Source organism: Mycolicibacterium chlorophenolicum, assembly GCF_001044235.1.
Taxonomy (GTDB): Bacteria; Actinomycetota; Actinomycetes; order Mycobacteriales; family Mycobacteriaceae; genus Mycobacterium; species Mycobacterium chlorophenolicum.
In genome coordinates this window covers 165,665-185,164 of the sequence record NZ_JYNL01000023.1, presented here as the reverse complement: position 1 = coordinate 185,164, position 19,500 = coordinate 165,665, and the positions used below count along the sequence as shown (strand labels likewise).

General features: G+C 69.4%; 19 protein-coding genes and 1 riboswitch. Of the genes, 14 read left to right on the top strand and 5 right to left on the bottom strand.

Annotated elements, in window-relative coordinates; all coding sequences use genetic code 11:
• The first annotated feature begins 56 nt into the window (after window positions 1–56).
• Genes MCHLDSM_RS13025 through MCHLDSM_RS13000 form a run of 6 tightly spaced genes read left to right on the top strand, consistent with a single transcriptional unit; the run spans window position 57 to window position 4,154 of the window.
• Complete coding sequence (locus MCHLDSM_RS13025) at window positions 57–650, top strand: peptide deformylase (RefSeq protein ID WP_048470457.1); 594 nt, start codon at window positions 57–59, stop codon at window positions 648–650.
• Between the two features lie 3 nt (window positions 651–653).
• Window positions 654–1,547: an N-acetylglutamate synthase, CG3035 family gene (locus MCHLDSM_RS13020; RefSeq protein WP_048470456.1), complete on the top strand. Its 894-nt coding sequence runs from the start codon at window positions 654–656 to the stop codon at window positions 1,545–1,547.
• A gap of 5 nt (window positions 1,548–1,552) precedes the next feature.
• Window positions 1,553–2,371, top strand: a complete 819-nt coding sequence (locus MCHLDSM_RS13015; RefSeq protein ID WP_048470455.1) for an exodeoxyribonuclease III — start codon at window positions 1,553–1,555, stop codon at window positions 2,369–2,371.
• Window positions 2,372–2,380: 9 nt separating this feature from the next.
• A complete protein-coding gene (locus MCHLDSM_RS13010) occupies window positions 2,381–3,016 on the top strand; it encodes a hypothetical protein (protein ID WP_048470454.1) in 636 nt (211 codons plus the stop codon).
• Window positions 3,013–3,582, top strand: a complete 570-nt coding sequence (locus MCHLDSM_RS13005; protein ID WP_048470453.1) for a hypothetical protein — start codon at window positions 3,013–3,015, stop codon at window positions 3,580–3,582. The genes MCHLDSM_RS13010 and MCHLDSM_RS13005 overlap by 4 nt, the downstream gene beginning before the upstream one ends.
• The gene (locus tag MCHLDSM_RS13000) at window positions 3,579–4,154 is read left to right on the top strand and encodes a hypothetical protein (RefSeq protein ID WP_048470452.1); all 576 of its coding nucleotides are present in this window, start codon (window positions 3,579–3,581) and stop codon (window positions 4,152–4,154) included. Before MCHLDSM_RS13005 ends, MCHLDSM_RS13000 begins: the two co-directional genes overlap by 4 nt.
• Here the strand turns inward: MCHLDSM_RS13000 and MCHLDSM_RS12995 are convergent.
• Entirely contained in the window at window positions 4,122–5,423 is a 1,302-nt protein-coding gene (locus MCHLDSM_RS12995; protein WP_048470451.1) for a hypothetical protein, read from the bottom strand. The genes MCHLDSM_RS13000 and MCHLDSM_RS12995 overlap by 33 nt on opposite strands.
• 119 nt (window positions 5,424–5,542) lie before the next feature.
• Between MCHLDSM_RS12995 and MCHLDSM_RS12990 the strand changes: the two genes are divergently transcribed.
• Together MCHLDSM_RS12990 and MCHLDSM_RS12985 are read left to right on the top strand one after the other, a co-directional pair.
• Window positions 5,543–6,490 carry a PE-PPE domain-containing protein gene (locus MCHLDSM_RS12990; RefSeq protein ID WP_060937547.1) on the top strand — a complete coding sequence of 316 codons (948 nt, stop codon included), beginning with the start codon at window positions 5,543–5,545 and terminating at the stop codon, window positions 6,488–6,490.
• A 61-nt stretch (window positions 6,491–6,551) separates the two neighbouring features.
• Window positions 6,552–8,108 (top strand): HNH endonuclease signature motif containing protein, encoded by a 1,557-nt coding sequence (locus tag MCHLDSM_RS12985; protein ID WP_048470450.1) that lies wholly within the window; start codon window positions 6,552–6,554, stop codon window positions 8,106–8,108.
• On the opposite strand, the gene MCHLDSM_RS12980 is transcribed toward MCHLDSM_RS12985, so the two are convergent.
• Window positions 8,105–9,862 (bottom strand): MFS transporter, encoded by a 1,758-nt coding sequence (locus tag MCHLDSM_RS12980; RefSeq protein WP_048470449.1) that lies wholly within the window; start codon window positions 9,860–9,862, stop codon window positions 8,105–8,107. The genes MCHLDSM_RS12985 and MCHLDSM_RS12980 overlap by 4 nt on opposite strands.
• A gap of 142 nt (window positions 9,863–10,004) precedes the next feature.
• Window positions 10,005–10,116, top strand: a riboswitch (TPP riboswitch).
• Between MCHLDSM_RS12980 and thiD the strand changes: the two genes are divergently transcribed.
• The 6 genes from thiD (at window position 10,106) to MCHLDSM_RS12950 (ending at window position 15,214) form a co-directional block, all read left to right on the top strand.
• Window positions 10,106–10,945 carry a bifunctional hydroxymethylpyrimidine kinase/phosphomethylpyrimidine kinase gene (gene thiD / locus MCHLDSM_RS12975; protein ID WP_048470448.1) on the top strand — a complete coding sequence of 280 codons (840 nt, stop codon included), beginning with the start codon at window positions 10,106–10,108 and terminating at the stop codon, window positions 10,943–10,945. (Overlaps the previous riboswitch by 11 nt.)
• Complete coding sequence (locus MCHLDSM_RS12970; protein WP_048470447.1) at window positions 10,938–11,549, top strand: alpha/beta hydrolase family protein; 612 nt, start codon at window positions 10,938–10,940, stop codon at window positions 11,547–11,549. Before thiD ends, MCHLDSM_RS12970 begins: the two co-directional genes overlap by 8 nt.
• Before the next feature lie 14 nt (window positions 11,550–11,563).
• Window positions 11,564–12,157 (top strand): septum formation family protein, encoded by a 594-nt coding sequence (locus tag MCHLDSM_RS12965; RefSeq protein WP_048470446.1) that lies wholly within the window; start codon window positions 11,564–11,566, stop codon window positions 12,155–12,157.
• Window positions 12,158–12,194: 37 nt separating this feature from the next.
• On the top strand, window positions 12,195–13,685 hold the full coding sequence (locus MCHLDSM_RS12960; protein WP_048470445.1) for a flavin-containing monooxygenase: 1,491 nt from the start codon (window positions 12,195–12,197) through the stop codon (window positions 13,683–13,685).
• 8 nt (window positions 13,686–13,693) lie between these two features.
• Window positions 13,694–13,960 (top strand): DoxX-related protein, encoded by a 267-nt coding sequence (locus MCHLDSM_RS12955; protein ID WP_048470444.1) that lies wholly within the window; start codon window positions 13,694–13,696, stop codon window positions 13,958–13,960.
• Between the two features lie 45 nt (window positions 13,961–14,005).
• Window positions 14,006–15,214, top strand: coding sequence for an APC family permease (locus tag MCHLDSM_RS12950; RefSeq protein WP_048470682.1), 1,209 nt, complete (start codon window positions 14,006–14,008; stop codon window positions 15,212–15,214).
• 179 nt (window positions 15,215–15,393) lie between these two features.
• On the opposite strand, the gene MCHLDSM_RS12945 is transcribed toward MCHLDSM_RS12950, so the two are convergent.
• The 3 genes from MCHLDSM_RS12945 to MCHLDSM_RS12935 are packed head-to-tail and all read right to left on the bottom strand — an operon-like array spanning window position 15,394 to window position 19,500.
• On the bottom strand, window positions 15,394–16,074 hold the full coding sequence (locus MCHLDSM_RS12945) for a response regulator (protein WP_048470443.1): 681 nt from the start codon (window positions 16,072–16,074) through the stop codon (window positions 15,394–15,396).
• The gene (locus tag MCHLDSM_RS12940) at window positions 16,071–18,617 is read right to left on the bottom strand and encodes a DUF4118 domain-containing protein (RefSeq protein ID WP_048470442.1); all 2,547 of its coding nucleotides are present in this window, start codon (window positions 18,615–18,617) and stop codon (window positions 16,071–16,073) included. The genes MCHLDSM_RS12945 and MCHLDSM_RS12940 overlap by 4 nt, the downstream gene beginning before the upstream one ends.
• A gap of 7 nt (window positions 18,618–18,624) precedes the next feature.
• A complete protein-coding gene (locus tag MCHLDSM_RS12935; protein ID WP_048470441.1) occupies window positions 18,625–19,500 on the bottom strand; it encodes a potassium-transporting ATPase subunit C in 876 nt (291 codons plus the stop codon).

Here is a 19,500-nt window from a genome sequence, read left to right as displayed (position 1 = left end):
GGGGGCACCAATGACCGCGAGTCGGCGGCGGCGCGGGCCACTTTAAGCTTTCGGGCATGGCTGTCCGACCGATCTGCATCGTGGGAGATCCCGTTCTCCACACCCCCACCGAGCCGATCCCCGTCGGCGACGACGGGACTCTGCCCGCCGATCTCGCTGATCTCATCGCCGATCTCTACGACACGATGGACGCCGCTCACGGAGTCGGCTTGGCCGCCAACCAGATCGGCGTCGGGAAACGGGTCTTCGTCTACGACTGCGCCGACGCCCGCGGCAAGACCGTCCGGCGACGCGGCGTCGTCGTCAACCCGGTGCTGGAGACCTCCGACGTGCCCGAGACGATGCCGGACCCCGAAGACGACGACGAGGGCTGCCTGTCGGTGCCCGGCGAATCGTTCCCGACGGGCCGCGCCTCGTGGGCACGGGTGACCGGCCTGGACGCGGACGGCAACCCGATCACGCTGGAGGGGACGGATCTGTTCGCCCGGATGCTGCAGCACGAGACGGGGCACCTCGACGGCTTCCTCTACCTGGACCGGCTGGTCGGCCGCAACGCGCGCAGCGCCAAGCGGGCGGTGAAGTCGCACGGCTGGGGTGTGCCCGGTCTGACCTGGATGCCCGGTGAGGACCCCGATCCGTTCGGGCACTGAGCTGTGACGGAACTGCCGGCGCTGGGCGCCCGGGTCAGCCTGCGGTACCGGTTGCCGGCCGGCGAGACCCGGCCCTTCACCGACGTGGTCGGCCACGTCGAACAGGTCGACCCGACGGTGCAGGTGCGCACCCGCCACGGTGAGGTGGTCACCGTCGGTCGCGACGACGTCGTCGCCTTCCGGGTGGTGCCCGAACAGCCGGTGCGCGCCGGACAGATCCGCAACCTCGAGCATGCGGCGGCGTTGGCATGGCCGGGCACCGAGCAGCAGTGGCTCGACGGGTGGTTCCTGCGCTTCGGCGAAGGCGCCACCCGGCGTGCCAATTCTGCTGTGCCGCTGCGCTTCACATCTGTCGCCGAGATCGCGGCGGTGGCCGACTGGTATGCCACCCGCGGAGTGCCTGCGCTCATCTCGGCGCCGGACCGACTGTTCCGGGTCCCCGAGGGAGTGCCGACCGACGCCGAAAACCTGGTGATGACAACGGATATCGGGCCGGGTGACCTGGACGACGTCACGGTGTCGGCGGTCCCCGACGATGCGTGGCTGACGCTGTACGAGCGCGACGTTCCGGCCCCGGTGCTGGCCGCGGTCGTCGACGGCGAGGTGGGATTCGGCACGCTGGCCGGTGCGGCGGTGGGCAGGGTGGCACTCACCGAGGCCCCCGACGGCACCCGGTGGGCGGGCGTGTCGGCGGTGCACGTCGTCGAATCGGCCCGACGCCAGGGGTTGGCGCGCAGGTTGTGCGCGGGACTGCTGGCCTGGGCCGGGGACCGGGGCGCAACGCGCGCCTACGTGCAGGTCGTGACCGACAACGACGCCGCCCGCCGGCTGTACGAACAGATGGGTTTCACGCTGCACCACCGCTCCCGCTATGTCCGCGCCGAGGACTTAGTCTGAGGGACATGCGACTGGCGACCTGGAACGTCAACTCGATTCGCGCCAGAGTCGATCGGGTCACCGATTGGCTGGAGCGCGCCGACGTGGACGTGCTGGCGATGCAGGAGACCAAGTGCTCCGACGAGCAGTTCCCGACGATGCCGTTCGCCGCGCTGGGCTACGACGTGGTGCACTGCGGGTTCAACCAGTGGAACGGGGTGGCCATCGCGTCGCGGGTGGGCATCGACGACGTCGCGGTCGGCTTCGACGGTCAGCCGACGTGGAGTTCCGACGACACCGTGGAGGCTGCCGCCGAGGCGCGGGCGCTGGGTGCGACGTGTGGCGGCGTGCGGGTGTGGAGCCTGTATGTCCCCAACGGCCGCACGGTGGATTCGCCGCACTACGCCTACAAGCTGGAATGGCTTGCAGCGCTGCACAATACCGTCGGTTCCTGGCTGGCCGAGGATCCGTCGGCGCAGATCGCCCTCGTCGGGGACTGGAACATCGCCCCGACCGACGACGACGTGTGGAGCGTCGAGGCCTACCAGGGCAGCACCCATGTCACCGAGCCGGAACGCGCCGCCTTCGACGCGATCGTCGCCACCGGATTCGGCGACGTGGTGCGACCGTTCACCCCGGGCCCGGCCGTGTTCACCTATTGGGACTACACGCAGCTGCGGTTCCCGAAGAACCGCGGCATGCGCATCGACTTCATCCTCGGCTCCCCCGCGCTGGCCGCCCGCGTCGACCATGCCGAGATCGCGCGCGACGAACGCAAGACCGGTAAGGACCGCGTGGGCTCGCCCAGCGATCACGCGCCCGTCGTGGTCACGCTCGCCGACTGAGTCACGGCCATGAGTCAACCCGCCCAGTCGCCGTCGCCGTGGCGCACGATGTCGCTGGGCAGGCTCAAATGGGTGGCGGTGGTGCTGGTGATCGGGGCGACGGCGGTGTTCGGCGGTCTCGATGCGGCGGATCGGGTGACGCCCGTGGCGATGGGGCAGAGCTACGACGACGGCCCCCTGCGCATCACCCCGCGGTCGGCGTCCCTGCCGGCGGAGGTCACCGGGCTGGCGTCCCTTTCCGGGCAGTGCCGGTTCCTCACCGTGGACGCGACGGTCGAGAACGTCGCCGATCGCTCGGTCGCGTTGCCGAACGCGCTTCCGGTCGTCGGCACCGACGCCGACTGCAGCGGTCCGCGACCGTCGACGATCAGTGGCGTCATCGGAATCCAGGGCATCCCCGCGTATTTCAAGTCCGCGCTCCGGATCCGCGACGGGCAGGCGATGCCGACCGTCGAACCCGGGTTCACCACCGATTACCGTTTCGTCTGGGCGGTGCCCGCGGCCGACCTGGCCCGTCACCCGCAGATCACCGCCCGCATGCCGGCGATGTCGGAGTTCGTCTCGACGTTCCGGATCGCCGAGGACTTCGGCGCCGACGACGACACCTACGGCGAAGTCGACCTCACGCCGGAGGTGAACCGGTGACCAGCCGTCGGCTGGCGCCCGTCGTCACGGTGCTGGCGGCGGTGGCGATGCTCGCCACCGCCACGTGGCTGTGGTCGCAGCTGCCCACCAAAATGCAGTCCTGGGCCCCGATCACGGTGACGGGGACGCTGGGAGAGCGCATCGAGGGCCGCAATCTGGCCGTCACGGTGCACGACGTGCAGGTCGCGCGCGAGGCGGTGTTCACCAATGACGGTGTGCCGGTTCGGATGACGTCGGACGGCAACTGGCTCGTCGTCGCGCTGAGCTACGAACCTCTGCTGTCGGCCGAGTCTCCCACCTTCGTGCTCACGGCCGACGGCAAGCGGTTCGAATCACCGCTGAGCGGGTTCACGCCCAACGCGCCTCCGGGGTTGACGGAGCGCAACGTCGTCGCGTTCGAGGTGCCCGCCCTTCCGGAGCATGCCGAACTCCTCGTCTACAACAAGACCGCGGACCGCTACGGCAACGCGATGCCGGCACCGCTGGACTCGGCGATCGTTGTGCCGCTGCCGGTTCCCCGGGAGGTCCGGTCCGTGGTGAATCTCGAGGAGGCGGCGGGCACGTGAAGCGCTGGCTGCGGTCCAACTGGTGGGCGTTCGTCGTGATCGCCGTGATGGTCGTCCTGATCGCGACCACGGTCACCTATCGGCAGTGGTCACGCCAGATCGGGTTCAAGCAACCGCAACAGGTGGTCGCGGCCGGGCAGTGGGGCGACGTTTTCGGGGCCCGGTGGCGGTTGTCGCCGGTCACCGTCACCGCCCCCACCGCGCCCCCTGCCGGTGGTCGCCTCGCCAGCTTTCTGCTGGAGCGCGAGGTCGACCGACGACCCGCCGGACTTCCGAACGGCTTTCAGTTCTGCACCGCGTCCATGGTCGACGGGCCGCGCCGCTGGACGACGACGGCGACCGACTTCGCGGTGTTCCAGTTCGCGTATCGGGAGCACTACACCACCCGGTGCAGCGAGGACGGCCCGCTGCTGGTGGCCATGTACGTCCCCGCTGACGTGACGATCAGCGCGGTCGAGGTGCTCTTCCAGCCCGGTGCCGTTCCGCCGCCGGGCGCGGAGACCGACGCCAATGCGCCGGTGTACGAAACCTCCGACGAGTCACCGGTGGTGGTCGGGTTCCAGACCGGCTGACGCCGAGTGCTGGGACCGGACCTGGTCGACGCAGAACCAGTACGTCGCGGCCACCAGGCAGATCCGGACGGGGTCGGTGAGCGCGTCGATCGCCACGCGGATCGTCTCGTCGAACGTCTGCCACCACGCCCACTCGTGGGGGCCGAGGACCACGGCGACGGCCCGCCACAGGTACCCGTCGGTGACCGTGGGATCGAAATACGCGTTGCCGGGCGCCAATACGACCAGCACGGTGTAGGCGAGGACGAAGAAGGCGATCGGCACGGCACCGCCGTGCAGGATCAGCCGGCCCGCGTCGACGATCGGCGCGAACATGCCCAGCTGTCCGCGCAGGAACTCCACCACGCGCTCCTGCAGCGCCGCCGGCATCCTCTGCCATCGCGGCTGCAGCGTGTGCCTGCCGCGGTCGATCGCACGCGCCGCCGCGACATCTGCGCGATGTCCGAGGAACGTGCGCCGCCCGCCCTGCCAGGTGGGCTTCAGCGGGGTGCCGTAGACCGCGCCGGCAATCGCCAGCCAGGCCAACGACAGCGCGACCACCTGGGCCAGCGGCCCGAGTGCGCTGCCGAGGAACTCCCAACACCGTCCCAGCACACCGAGGTGGGACGTCAGATCGTCCCGAACCTCGTTGTACCACACAACGATTCGCCGCTGCGCGATCCAGTCCGCGGTGCCGAAGAGGGCGGCGAACGAGGCCTGGATGGTCAGGAACAGCCACAGCACCTGGAAGTAGACGGCGAACAGCATGGTCCACGACGGCAGGCGGTCCCGGAACCGGGTGATGATCTGACGCAACAGGAATGCGGCCACGATGACGGTGATCAGAGGGCCGCCGGCGGTGTGGTTCAGCACCTGAGCCACGCGGTCCTGCGTGCCCTCGTAGACCGTCGTGATGTTGACCGTCGTGTAGTAGACGAAGAAGTCCTCGACCACCAGCTTCCACACGGTGTAGATCACCAGGAACGGCAGGACGGCGGTCATCGTGACGTCGATGACACCGCGCGGCCCGCCACCCCCGCTGTCGTCGAGCTGCTGCAGTCCGGGAGTCGCCGAGCGGATCACCAGGAACATCGCGAGATAGGTCAGCAGCCGCACGATCGGTACGACGGCCATGATGATGCTGCCCCACAACTCTCCGTGCGCGATACGCACCGCGATCGCGCCCTGCAACACCCAGTACCGGATGAACCAGCCCGTCAGATACAGGGCCACGAGCCGCGGCCACGTACGCCACCACAGACCGACGGTCCGCCGCGCGATGGTGAGCATTCCGACCCCCTCGACGTAGCACTGTAACGGGGGTCGGGTGGCCGGCTGCTGCCCTGTGGCGGGGCTCTTCGGGCCTTTCGTCCCTGTCGGCTTGCGCCGGGGCCTCCTAGCTTTGGCCTATGAGACAGACCGTCGCCCGGGCCGCAACGATGCTGGTCGCCGCGGCGGCGGCCATCACGCTCGCCGCCGTCCCGACCGCGAGCGCGGCGACCGTGCTGACGGTGCAGGAGACGCTGGGCATCGGTGCCGGCGAGATGACGGACCTGCTGGGCGGTTCGGTGTGCCACGCTCCCGCCAACACGTGCGTCGAGGTCGTGTACCCAGCGGTCGTCGGGCCGGATTCGGTGCCCGCCGGCGTCGTGGCGCTGGACGAAGCCATCGCGACGACCCCGGCGCCGATGATCGTCATGGGCTACAGCCAGGGGGCGATCGTCGCCGGGCACTGGCTGCGCGAACACGCGGCGGATCCCGGTGTGCCGTCGACCAAGGACCTGTCGTTCGTGCTCGTCGGCAATCCCGCACGGGCGTTCGGGGGTGCATACGTCCCACTCGGCGACACCACCCCGCAGACGCAGTACACCGTCACCGACATCGCCCGGCAGTACGACCTGTTCGCCGATTTCCCCAACAAGCCGTTCTCGCCGTTCTTCCTGCTGGCCCTCGCCAACGCCGTGATGGGCATCCAGTCGGTGCACTTGGACTACACCCAGGTGAATCCCGACGATCCGGCCAACGCGCGGTGGACGGTCGACAACACGACCTATGTGCTGACGCCGACGCACGATCTGCCGCTGCTGCAGCCGATACGCACGCTCGGGTGCGACAGGCTGGCCAATGCGCTGAACGCGCCGCTGAAGGCGATGGTCGACCGGGCCTACCGGCGGCCGGTGCCGTTCCCGGGCGCTTCCGACGTCCGCGAGGCGAGGGCGCCTCACCAGGCGCCGCGGGCGGACCGCGCGGAGGTGCGACGCACGACGCGGGCGCAGCGCCACGAGGCGATGACGGCCAGGCGCGAAGCGAGAAGTGAACGCCGGACCGTGCGAGCCCCCCGGAAGTCCGATCTCTGAGCACAATCCCGCCTCTGCGGCGTGGGGCCTCCTGTCAGTGAACTCAGCAATACTCGAACACATGTTCGACAGCTGGTCTGACGGAGACGTCCTCGCGGTGGTCGAGGATGCGCTGCGTCAGGAGTCGATGCAGGTGGCGCGCAAGCTCGCAGCGATCGCGCAGTTGCTCGCACGTCGGATCGACGAGGAACTGGCCATCGACGCCGACGCGCGGTCGATGATCACCGGCTTCGCCCGCACCACCACCGAGGTCGCCGCGCTGATCAACATGTCCACCGCTGCCGCGCGGTCGATGGTGTTCGCCGCCGAGACCCTCGATCAGCGGTTGCCGGCCGTGGGAGAGCTGCTTGCTCGCGGCGAGGTGACCTGGCCGACCGTCGAGCTGGTGATCAAGCGCACCGAACTGGTCGCCGACGACCTGATGGCCCAGATCGACGCCGACATGGCCGAGCGTCTCGGCAGCTGGTCGTCGTGGTCGCGGCAGAGGGTCATCGATGCGATCGACCGCGTCGTGAGCACCGTGGACCGCGATGGGGTCAAGAAGCGCCGCCAGCGCGCCTACGACGAGCGCTCGGTGCAGGTCAGCTCGAACGGCGACGGGATGGCCCGGGTGCGGGTCACGCTCACCGCTCCAGCGGGAAAGATGGTCGACGCCGAGCTCTCGGCGATGGCCGCCTCGGTGTGTCCGGCCGACCCGCGCACCGCGCAACAACGTCGCGCCGACGCCTTCGAAGCCCTGGTCGAACGCCGTCAACTCGAATGCCGTTGCGGGACATCCGATTGCCCCAAGGCCGACCCCGCACACGATCAGCCACCCGCGCAGCCGAAGGTGGTGCTGAACGTCGTCGCCGGCGCCGACACCGTGAACGGACAAAGCCAGGCTCCGGGATATCTGGTCGGGTTCGGGGTCATCGACGCCGAACTGGTCCGCGAGCTGGCCCGCGACGCCACCCGCCGGCTGGTCGAGGAGCCCGCAGTCAGCCCGCAGGAGGAACTGCGATACCGGCCGAGCGCTGCGCTGGCCCGCTGGATCCGCCTGCGCGATCTGACATGCCGGGCACCCGGATGCTCAGTCCCGGCCGAGCAGTGCGACATCGACCACATCAACCCCTTCAACCACCGCGACCCGGCAGCCGGCGGGCGAACCGTGTCGTGGAATCTCGCCTGCTTCTGCCGGGAGCATCACCGGTGCAAGACCTTCGGCGGGTGGTGTGTCGAGCTTCTGGCCGACGGCACCATCGTGTGGACCTCGCCGGCAGGGCAGGTCTCGCGCACCACACCCGGCTCGGCTGCCCTGTTCGGTCTGACCACTCGACCACGGCGCCGCGAAGACAGCACCCGGGTCGAACGCGCCCGCGCTCGGCTCTGCGCCCACCGCGCCACCACCGAGTACAACCGCTATCGCAACCAGGCCGCCACGCGTGAGATCAGAGACCGGCGCTGGCGCAACGACACTCGCCGCTGGCGGGAGCTGTTCCACGGCCGGGTCAGCGACAAGCCCTCCACCGCCCCGTACATGCAGTGGGTCAACGAACCGTTGGAACCCGAAGAGCTGCAACCCCATTGGCAACCGCCACCCCGGATAACATCGGATCCCGACGAACCGCCACCGTTCTAGGCGTCGGTGCGGTCCTCGGCGTAGCGTCCGGGGTTGAACATGGAAGCCACGGCACCGATGAGCATCATCACCGCCGCGGCGATGAACACGACCACCAGACCGTTGTGGAACGGCTCGGTGATCAACTCCGGGAAGAACGTCTTACCGGTCAGCACCTCGGCGTTGACACCGGGCTGCTGCAGAGCGTGCGAGGGCTCCAGCAGTTCGGCAATCGGGTTGTAGCCCAGGAACGCCGCGAACAGGCTGCCCACCGGCGGCAGATTGGCGACGTCGTGGGCCACCGCGCTGGACACGCCCTGGGCCTGCAGACCGCTGCTCATCGCGCCGGGCAGCGAGTTGGCCAGCCCGACGATCATCAGCGAGAAGAAGATGCCGATGGACAGCGACGAGCCGGCGTTGAAGAACGTGGCGCGCACGCCCGAGGCCGCGCCGCGTTCGGCCGACGGGACACTCGACATGATCGCCGCGGTGTTGGGCGCGGTGAAGATGCCGCCCCCGAGGCCGTTGAGGAAGACGAGCACCGCGAACAACCAGTAGTCGAAGTTCACCGGGATGAGCACCAACGCCACGAACGTCACCGCCATCAGCAGCATGCCGCCGACGGTGAACGGCCGCGCACCGAAGCGGTCGCTCAGTGAGCCGGCGAGCGGACCGGCGATCAGGAAGCCGGCGGTCATCGGCAGCATGTAGATGCCCGCCCACAGCGGCGTGGATTCGAAGCTGTAACCGTGCAGCGGCAGCCAGATGCCCTGCAGCCAGATGATCAGCATGAACTGCAGACCACCGCGGCCGACCGACGACATCAACCCGGCGAGGTTGCCCATGCCGAACGACGCGGAGCGGAACAGCCGGATGTTGACCATCGGCTGCTTGACCCGCAGCTCGACGAAGCAGAACACCACGAGCAGGGCCACGCCGACGCCGATGGCGCCGAGCACCCACGGGTTGGTCCAACCGGTCGTCGAAGAGCCGTAGGGCTGGATGCCGTAGGTGATGCCGATCAGCAGCACGGTCAGCCCGACGCCGAACGTCAGTGTGCCCGCCCAGTCCAGCTTGCCCGGGGTGCGCACGCCCAGCTCCTTGAGCGAACGCACGCTCCAGATGGTGCCGAGGATGCCGATCGGCACGCCGACCCAGAAGATCGCCTTCCAGTGCCATTCGGACAGGAAGCCGCCGATCAGCAGACCCAGGAAGGAGCCGGCCACCGCGGCCACCATGTTGACGCCGAGCGCCATGCCGCGCTGGTTGGCCGGGAACGCGTCGGTCAGGATGGCCGAGGACGACGACATCAGCATCGCCCCGCCGATGCCCTGCACCACCCGCCACGCGATCAGCCAGATCGCGCCGCCGTCGAGCTGGAACGGGTCGAACGACAACGCAACCGCCGCGACCGTGAAGACCGCGAAGCCCAGGTTGTAGATCCGGACCCGGCCCACCATGTCGCCGAGCCGGCCGAACGGCACCACCAGCACAGCGGTGACCACGAGATAGCCCATCAGCATCCACAGCAGGTAGCTCACGTTGCCCGGGGCGAGGGGGTTGAGGCCGATGCCGCGGAAGATGGCCGGCAGTGAGATCAGCACGATCGAGGCGTTGATGGTGGCCAGCAGCGTGCCCAGCGTGGTGTTGGACAGCACGATCCACTTGTAGAACGGGTGATCGTGGTCCATCCGCGCGCGCCGGATCGAGGTCTCGCTGAGCCCGGCAGGCGGCGTGGGCCCGGTTGCGGGGGTGATCGGGGCTTCTGTCGTCATATCCGTCGTCGTTTCGTCGTCGCGTTTCGTATCCATGACGGGCGCAACCCTGCGCCTGCAAAACACATATGTTAGCTATACAAATTGTCGACCACCAAAACCTATTCCCGCGGCCGCCGCCGGAGGGGGTCGGTTACGTTGAGGGAGTCCACGCGGGAGCGCGCGCCGAGCGCGCTGAGAGGACGGCTGACGCGCCGTCGACCGTACGAACCTGACCGGGTCATGCCGGCGTAGGGAGATGTCATGAACGTTCTGCCCCTGACCCCGCCGGGCCGCGCGCCGTTGCGCGTCCTGACCATCGCGGGCTCCGACTCCGGCGGGGGCGCCGGCATTCAGGCCGATATGCGCACGTTCGCACTGCTCGGCATTCACAGCCTCGTCGCGGTCACCGCGGTGACCGTGCAGAACTCCCTGGGCGTCAAGGGTTTTCACGAGATCCCGGTCGACATCGTCGCCGGACAGATCGAGGCGGTGGCCACCGACATCGGTGTGCAGGCCGCCAAGACCGGGATGCTGGCCTCGTCCGAGATCATCGACACCGTCGCCGACACCTGGACGCGGCTCGGCCTCGCCGGGACGGTGCCGCTGGTCGTCGATCCCGTCTGCGCGTCGATGCACGGTGATCCGCTGTTGCATCCCAGCGCCCTGGAGTCGCTCACCGCGCGGCTGTTCCCGCTGGCCACGCTGGTCACCCCGAATCTGGACGAGGTCCGGCTGATCACCGGCATCGACGTCGTCGACGCCGACACCCAGCGGGCCGCCGCGCGGGCGCTGCACGCGCTGGGCCCGCGCTGGGCGCTGGTCAAGGGCGGCCATCTGCGTTCCTCGGCGCACAGCCCCGATCTGCTGTTCGACGGCGCCGACTTCTACGAGTACGACTCGGTGCGCATCGACACCCCGCACGACCACGGCGCCGGTGACACGCTGGCCGCCGCTGCCGCCGCCGCGCTGGCCCACGGGTATCCGCTGCCCGACGCGGTCGCCTTCGCCAAGGAGTGGATCACCGAGTGCCTGCGCGCGGCCTATCCGCTGGGCGGCGGCCACGGTTCGGTCTCGGCGCTGTTCCGGTTGTCCGATGGATGAGATCGCCGGCGTGGTCCACGAGCCGGCCGGCATCCCGGCCGGGGCGGTCGCGCTGACGCACGGCGCCGGCGGCAGCCGCGACGCCCCGATGCTCGTCGCGCTGTGCGACGAATGGGCCCGGCGAGGTTGGCTGGCGGTCCGCTACAACCTGCCGTACCGGCGGCGCCGGCCCAAGGGTCCGCCGTCGGGGTCGTCGGCTTCAGATCTGGCCGGCATCGTCGAGGCGGTCGCGGCGGTGCGCTCCCTCACCGCCGGACCCGTCATCGCCGGCGGGCACTCCTACGGCGGACGGCTCACGTCGATGGCGGTCGCCGACCACGGGCTGCGACCCGACGTGCTGACGCTGTTCTCCTACCCGCTGCACCCACCCGGCAAGCCCGAGCGGGCCCGTACCGAGCACCTGCCACGCATCACCGTCCCGACGGTGTTCACCCACGGCACCGCCGACCCGTTCGGCACGCTCGACGAGCTGCGGCCGGCGGTCGCGCTGATCGCCGCGCCGACGACCATCGTCGAGATCACCGGGGCCCGCCACGACCTCCGCTCGAAAAGCCTCGATGTGCCCGCGCTCGCGGTGGAAGCGGCGCTGAAAGCGCTGCTCTGAGTTATCGTCGGCTCGTGACGACTCCGCCGGGGCCACCCCCACCGCCACCGCCGTACGGACCTCCGCCGTACGGTCCCGGGGGCCCGTACGGCGCCTACCCGCCGCCTCCCCCTCCTCCCCTGCCCTACCAGGGACAACCCGGTCCGTACCCGCCACCCCAGAAGAGCAGGAAGACCCTGTGGTGGGTGATCGGCGGCCTGGTGGCCGTCGTGCTGCTGGTCGTCGTCGGCGGGGTGATCGTGTGGGGAGTCACCAGTTCCGGCAACGTCACCGCGACCGACGTGAAGGTCGGCGACTGCCTGGCCGAGATCCCTGACGGCGACAAGGTGCTGCGGGTGCAGACCATCGGGTGCGACCAGCCCCACGCCGGCGAGGTGTTCGCGGTGCTGACCTTGCCCGACGGGGATTTCCCCGGGCAGGCGGCCGTCGAGGCCCACAGCGAGAAGTGCGGGCCCGAGCTGGCGAGCTACTCCCCGGCGGCGATGACCGACGACACGGTGCAGCTCTACGTGCTCTACCCGACCGCCGAGACGTGGGCCAGCGGAGACCGCGCCGTCACCTGCATCGCCACGCTGCAGCCGCCACGCGCGGGTTCCCTCAAGGGCTGATCCCGCGTTTGGGGGGACCTCTAGTACCGTCTACCGCATGACTTCGGTGCAGTACGACGCGGTCATCGTAGGGGCCGGATTCGCCGGAATCGGGGCCGCCATCCAGCTGAAGCGGATGGGCTACGAGAACTTCGTGATCCTCGACCGGGAAGACGACCTGGGCGGTACCTGGTACGTCAACCACTACCCTGGGCTGGCGGTCGACGTTCCGACCACCACCTACTCCTACTTCTTCGAGCCGAACCCGAACTGGTCGCGGCTGTTCTCCACCGGCACGGAGATCAAGCAGTACGCCGACGGCGTCGCCGACAAGTACGACGTCCGCAGGCACATGCGGTTCCGGACCGTCGTCCAGGGCGCCCGCTGGGACGAGGAGGCGCAGGCCTGGCGGGTGTCCGTAGCCGACGGGGAGACGCTGACCGCGCGGTACCTGTTCACCGCCACCGGCTTCCTGTCCCAGCCGCGCCTGCCCGAGATCCCCGGCATCGAGACGTTCGACGGGCGGGTGCTGCACACCACCGCCTGGGACGACTCCTACGACCCGACGGGTGAGCGGGTGGGCATCATCGGCACCGGCGCGACGGCCGTGCAGCTCATCCCGGAGCTGGCGAAGAAGGCCGCCGACCTCACGGTCTACCAGCGCACCCCGATCTGGGTCGCCCCCAAGCTCGACTTCCGGATCTCCGAGCGCGCCAAACGGCTGTTCGCCCGGATCCCGTTGACGCAGCGCATCGTTCGCGCGATCACCGACACCATCTACGAGATGATGATCAACGTCGGCGTGGTGCACTACCGGGTCCCGCTGTTCCGCCGGTTGAACATCTCGGCGATGGACCTGTGCAAGATCAACCAGTTCATCCAGGTCCGTGACAAGGATTTGCGACGCCGGCTGACACCGGACTACGACATCGGGTGCAAGCGGCCGACCTTCTCCAACAGTTACTTCCGCACGTTCACCAAACCGCACGTGCACCTGCAGAGCGACGGCATCGACCATGTCGCCGCCGACGGCATCGTCAACGCCGACGGCACCAAGACCGTCATCGACACCCTGGTGCTCGCCACCGGATTCGACCTGTGGGAGGCCAACTTCCCCGCCATCGAGGTGATCGGCCGCGAGGGCCGCAACCTCGGGAAGTGGTGGCGGGAGAATCGCTTCCAGGCCTACCAGGGCGTCTCGATGCCCTACTTCCCGAACTACCTGTCCCTGGCCAGTCCGTACGCGTTCCTCGGGTTGAACTTCTTCAACACCATGGAATACCAGATGCGGCTGATGGACCGGCTTTTCGGTGAGCTGCAGCGCCGCGGCGCCACCACCTTCGAGGTCACCGAGCAGGCCAACGCCGACTATCTGGACCGGATGACCGAGCTGCTCGGCGACTCGCTGTGGACACTGGGCAACTGCGCATCATCGCGGTCGTACTATTTCAACCCGCACGGCGAACCGAGCCTGCTGCGGCCGATGTCGACGCGCGACGCGATCACCGAGGCATCGGAATTCCCGCTCAGCGACTACCAGATCAGTTAGGACCTCCAGTGCCCGAACAGAATTCACGTGCCGCGAAGGTGGCCGGCCTCGTCCTCGCCGGAACGGGCCTGTCCCATTTCGTCGTGCCGCAGGTCTACGAGGGCTTCACCAAGCCCGCGTTCCCGACGAACACCCGCACCCACGTCTACATCGACGGCGGGATCGAGACGGCCGTCGGCCTGGGCATCGCCGCGCGTAAGACCCGCAAGTTCGCGGTGCTCGGTCTGGTCGCCTACCTGCTGTACCTCGGCGGGAATGTGGTCCGCCAGAAATAGCGCTACCGTGTGCGCGTGAGCGCCTCCGGGCCGGGTGACAACGCCCTGCAGCGACGTCTCGGCACTCTGGACACCGTCGTCCTCGGACTCGGCTCCATGATCGGAGCCGGCATCTTCGTGGCGCTCGCGCCCGCCGCGGCCGCGGCCGGAACGGGGCTGCTGATCGGCCTGGCGCTCGCCGCGGTGGTGGCGTGCTGCAACGCGATGTCCTCGGCGTGGCTGGCCGCCCGCTATCCGAGTTCGGGCGGCACCTACGTCTACGGCCGGGAGCGCCTCGGGCCGTTCTGGGGGCACACCGCGGGGTGGAGCTTCATCGTCGGGAAGACGGCGTCGTGTGCGGCGATGGCGTTGACCATCGGGCACTACGCGTGGCCGGCCCACGCCATCGCGGTGGCGGTGGCCTCGGTGGTGGCGCTGACCGCGATCAGCTATGCGGGCGTGCAGAAGTCGGCGCTGCTGACCCGCGTGATCGTGGCCGTGGTGCTGGCCGTGCTGGCGATGGTCGTGGTTCTGGCGCTGGGTTCCGGGGACGCCGACGCCGCTCGGCTGGCGGGTGGCGGCACGTCGTTCTACGGGGTGCTGCAGGCCGCCGGTCTGCTGTTCTTCGCGTTCGCCGGTTACGCCCGCATCGCGACGCTCGGCGAGGAGGTGCGCGACCCGGCCAGGACCATCCCGCGCGCCGTGATGCTCGCGCTGGGCATCACCCTGGTGGTGTACGCCGCGGTGGCCGTGGCGGTGCTCGCCCAGCTGGGCAGCGACCGTCTCGCCGCCGCCGGTGCGCCGCTGTCCGAGGCCGTGCGCGCGGCGGGGTTCGCCGGTCTGGTGCCGGTGGTCAGCGCCGGCGCGGCGATCGGCGCACTGGGTGCACTGCTGGCGCTGCTGCTCGGGGTGTCCCGCACCACGCTGGCGATGGCGCGGGACCGCCATCTGCCGCACCCGCTGGCCGCGGTACACCCCCACCACGGCACGCCGTACCGCGCCGAGCTGGCGGTGGGCGCCGTGGTCGCGGTGGTGACCGCCCTGGTCGACCTTCGCGCCGCGATCGGGTTCTCGTCCTTCGGGGTACTGCTCTACTACGCGATCGCCAACGCGTCGGCGCTGACGCTGGGCCGGCGCGTGCTGCCGACGGTGGGCCTGATCGGTTGTCTCACATTGGCTTTCACGTTGCCGCTGAGCTCGGTGCTGTCCGGCGCCGCGGTGGTGTGTGTGGGCATGGTCACCTACGCGGTGCAGGCCCGCAGGGCGAAACGTTAGGACTCGGCACCCGGGCGTAGGGATACCGTCAAGACGTTGGCCTCCGATGCCCATGCGACGTGACAGTGGAGCCATGGCCGATCTGCTCGCAGTCCTCGCTGTCGTGGCGCCCACGTCGATGGTGCTGCTCACCTGCCGCTTCCTGAACAGGCGCCACGACCGCGGAGCCGAAGACCTCATCAGGGCCGGAAGCGGTGCCCCATCCCGGCTTCGGTGAGGAGGTGGATCGGGTGGGAGGGGTCGTCTTCGAGCTTGCGGCGCAACTGCGCCAGATACACCCGAAGGTAGTGACTGGATTTCGCGTAGGTGGGCCCCCACACCTCGGTGAGCAACTGTTCGCGGGTGACGAGCTTGCCGCTGTTGCGGACGAGGATCTCCAGGATGCCCCATTCGGTCGGTGTCAGATGGATCTGCCGGCCGTTCTTGGTGACCACCTTGTTCGCCAGATCCACAGTGAACGAGGAGGTTTCGACGATCGGCTCGGCGCTGGTCTCGGTGCTCGTCGACCGGCGCACCGCCGCCCGCAACCGGGCCAGGAACTCGTCCATCCCGAACGGCTTGGTGACGTAGTCGTCGGCGCCGGCGTCGAGAGCGGCCACCTTGTCGAACGCGTCGGTGCGCGCCGAGAGAACCAGCACCGGCGCCGACGACCAGCCGCGCAGTCCACCCAGCACGTCGATCCCGCTCATGTCCGGCAGCCCGAGGTCGAGCACCACCACATCGGGCCGGAAATCCGCCGCGGCCCGCAGTGCCTCGGCACCGGTGGCCGCCGTCCTGACGTCGTATCCGCGCACCGACAGGTTGATGCGCAGCGCCCGCAGGATCTGCGGTTCGTCGTCGATCACCAGCACGCGCGTCATGGCCGGCCCTCCTGGGGCGCTGCGAGGTCGATCTCGACCGTCAGACCGCCGCCGGGAGTGTCCCCGACCGAGATCGACCCGCCCATGGCCTGGACGAAACCGCGAGCCACCGACAGGCCCAGACCGACGCCGGTGCTGTTGTCCTGGTCGCCGAGCCGCTGGAACGCGTCGAAGATCTGCTCCTCCCTGCCGCGCGCGATACCCGGTCCCTCGTCGGCGACCGCGATCAGCACACGATCACCGACCCGTCCGGCCGAAACGCGCACCGGACCGTCGGGTGCGTACCGCAGGGCATTGTCGATCAGGTTGGCCAGCACGCGTTCGAGCAGGCCGCCGTCGGCCATCACGACCTCGTCGCCGACGTCGACCTTGACCCGTTCGAGCTCCGCGCGGCCGTAGCCGGTGGTTCCCCGGCTGATGCCGAGCAGGGCGCGCTGCACCGTCTCCTCCAGGTACACCTGGTGCAGCTCGGGGCGGACCACGCCGGCGGCCAGCCGCGACGAGTCGAGCAGGTTGCCGACCAGCGCGGTGAGCTGATCGATCGATTCCTCGATGGTGGCGAGCAACTCGGCGGTGTCCTCCTCGGAGAACGCGACGTCGGTGCCGCGCAGGCTGGACACGGCGGCCTTGGCTGCGGCGAGGGGGGTGCGCAGGTCGTGGCTGACGGCCGACAGCAGCGACCGCCGCAGGTTGTCGGCCTGCGCGATCGCCTCCGCCTGTCCCGCCTCCGCGGCCAGTTCCCGCTGCCGGACCAGCCCGGCAGCCTGCTTGGCGACCGCGGTCAGCACCCGGCGGTCCCGGGCGGGCAGTGTCTTACCCGCGAGCAGCAGCCAGAACTCGTCGTCACCCACCTCGATCGCCGTGTCCGCGGTCTCGACGTCGACGCACGGGTCCATGCCCACGCAGCCCACGATGCGCTCACCGTCGCCGTCGCGGCGCATCAGGCTGACCGCGCGCTGTGAATACGTCTCGCGGATCTTCTCGAGCAGGGTGTCGAGGTCGGCGCCGCGCAGTACCGACCCGGAGAACAGGGCCAGCAGTTCCGCCTCCTGGGACGCGCGGCGCGCCTCCCGGCTGCGGTTGACCGAGCTGTCGACCAGGGCGGCGACGGCCACGGCGACCATCAGCAGCACCACGATGGTGATCGCGCTGTCGGGTTCGGCGATCGTGAAGGTGTGGCGGGGCTCGACGAGGAAGTAGTTCAGCAGCAGACCGGACAGCACCGCCGACACTGCTGCCGGGGCCACTCCGCCGAGGAGCGCGACGACGAGGACGCCGACGAAGAACACCGCGCTCTCCCCGCTGACGGCGAGGAAATCGTCCAGCACGAAAACACCCAGGGCGCAGATCGCGGTGGGGACGATCACCGCGGCCAGCCAGGACACCAGGTGGCTGTTGCGCCGCGGCGCCAGCGAGGACCACCGGAAGCCCTGTGCAGCCTCCGGGTGCGTGACCATATGGACGTCGATCTTCTCCGAGTCCTGGACGACGGTCGCCCCGATGCCCTCGTCGAAGATGCGTGCCCACCGGGATCGCCGGGACGTGCCGAGCACCAGCTGGGTGGCGTTCATCTCGCGGGCGAAGTCCAGCAGCGCGGCGGGCACGTCGTCACCGACGACCGTGTGCAGCGTCGCGCCCAGGCTGGCCACGACTTCGCGGACCTTGCCCATGTGGGACGCGGACACACCGGACAGGCCGTCGCCGCGGACGACGTGCACCACCATCAGCTCGGCGCTGGATTTGGACGCGATGCGAAAGGCTCTGCGCACCAACGTCTCCGACTCTGGACCACCGGTGACCGCGACAACGACACGTTCGCGCGCCTCCCAGGTCGCGGTGATGTCGTTCTCTTCCCGGTACTTGGCCAGCGCCGCGTCGACCTGATCGGCCAGCCACAGCAGCGCCAGCTCGCGCAGCGCGGTGAGGTTGCCCCGGCGGAAGTAGTTCGACAGCGCCGCGTCGATCCGCTCGGGCGCGTAGACATTCCCGTGAGAAAGTCTGCGGCGTAACGCTTCCGGGGTGATGTCGACGAGCTCGATCTGATCGGCGGCGCGCACCACCTCGTCGGGCACCTTCTCCTGCTGCTCGATGCCGGTGATCTGGGTGACGACGTCGTTCAGGCTCTCCAGGTGCTGCACGTTCACCGTACTGACGACGGTGATCCCCGCATCCAGGAGTTCCTCGACGTCCTGCCAGCGTTTGGCGTTCTTGCTGCCCGGGGTGTTGGTGTGGGCGAGTTCGTCGACCAGGACGACCTGGGGCTTGCGCGCCAGGATCGCCGGGACGTCGAGTTCGGGGAATCGGCTGCCGCGGTAGGAGATGTAGTGCGGCGGGATGACCTCGATGTCGTCGAGCAGTTCGGCGGTCTTCTTGCGGCCGTGGGTCTCGACCACACCGGCCACCAGGTCCGTCCCTCGCTCCAGGCGCCGGTGCGCCTCGCCCAGCATGGCGTAGGTCTTGCCGACGCCGGGAGCTGCGCCGAGGTAGATGCGCAGCTCCCCGCGTTTCGGCTTGTGACCGACTGGATCAGGCGACTCCGGCACGCTGGATTCAGCTCCTGGCGGGATACTGCTCGTCGAGGGCGAGGTTCAATTCCAGCACGTTGACGCGCGGCTCGCCGAGGAACCCCAGAGTGCGACCGGAGGTGTGGTCGGCGACGACGGCTCTGATCGCCTCCGGCGACACCCCGCGCGCCTGCGCGACCCGGTTGATCTGCAGGTCGGCGTAGGCCGGTGAGATGTGCGGATCCAGGCCGCTGCCGCTCGCTGTCACCGCGTCGGCGGGAACGGCCGGCTCGGCCGGTGCGCTTCCGCGGATCGGCACGATCTGGCCGGCGCTGTAGTCCTCACCGGACTTCGCGCACTCGACGCGCACGCCCTCGTAGGTGTCCACGAACGGGGTGGAGACGGTGTCGCAGGCTTCGTTGACGCTGACCACCCGGGTCGGGTCGACGACGGCGCCGCGCGCGTCGCGAGGGCCGAAGACCGACAGCACCGCGCCGACACCGCCGCCGGTGCAGTAGGGCCGCAGCCCGTCGACGCCCTCGAGCTCGCCGACGGCCTTGCTGCGCGAGCAGACCAGCGTCAGCAGGCCGGCCTTGTCAGGTGTGTCGACGATGCTCTCCGGCCCCAGGTTGCTGGCGCTGGTGGCCATCGGGTCGTAGCCGTCGCCCGCTGCGGACGGCCGGCTCTGGAAGTACTGCGGAAGCGCAGTGCCGTCGGCAGTGGTGAACGATTGGCCGATCAGGCTGCTGCCCACCGGTTCACCGTCGACCTCGACGACCGAGCCGTCCGCGCGGTGCGAGAGGCCGGGCAGCTGGGCCACCAGCCAGATGAACACCGGGTAGGCGATCCCGAGGATCACGGTGAGGACGAGCAGCGCGCGCAGCGCCGCCCAGTGTTGACGAAGGAGGCTGGAAAAGTTCAT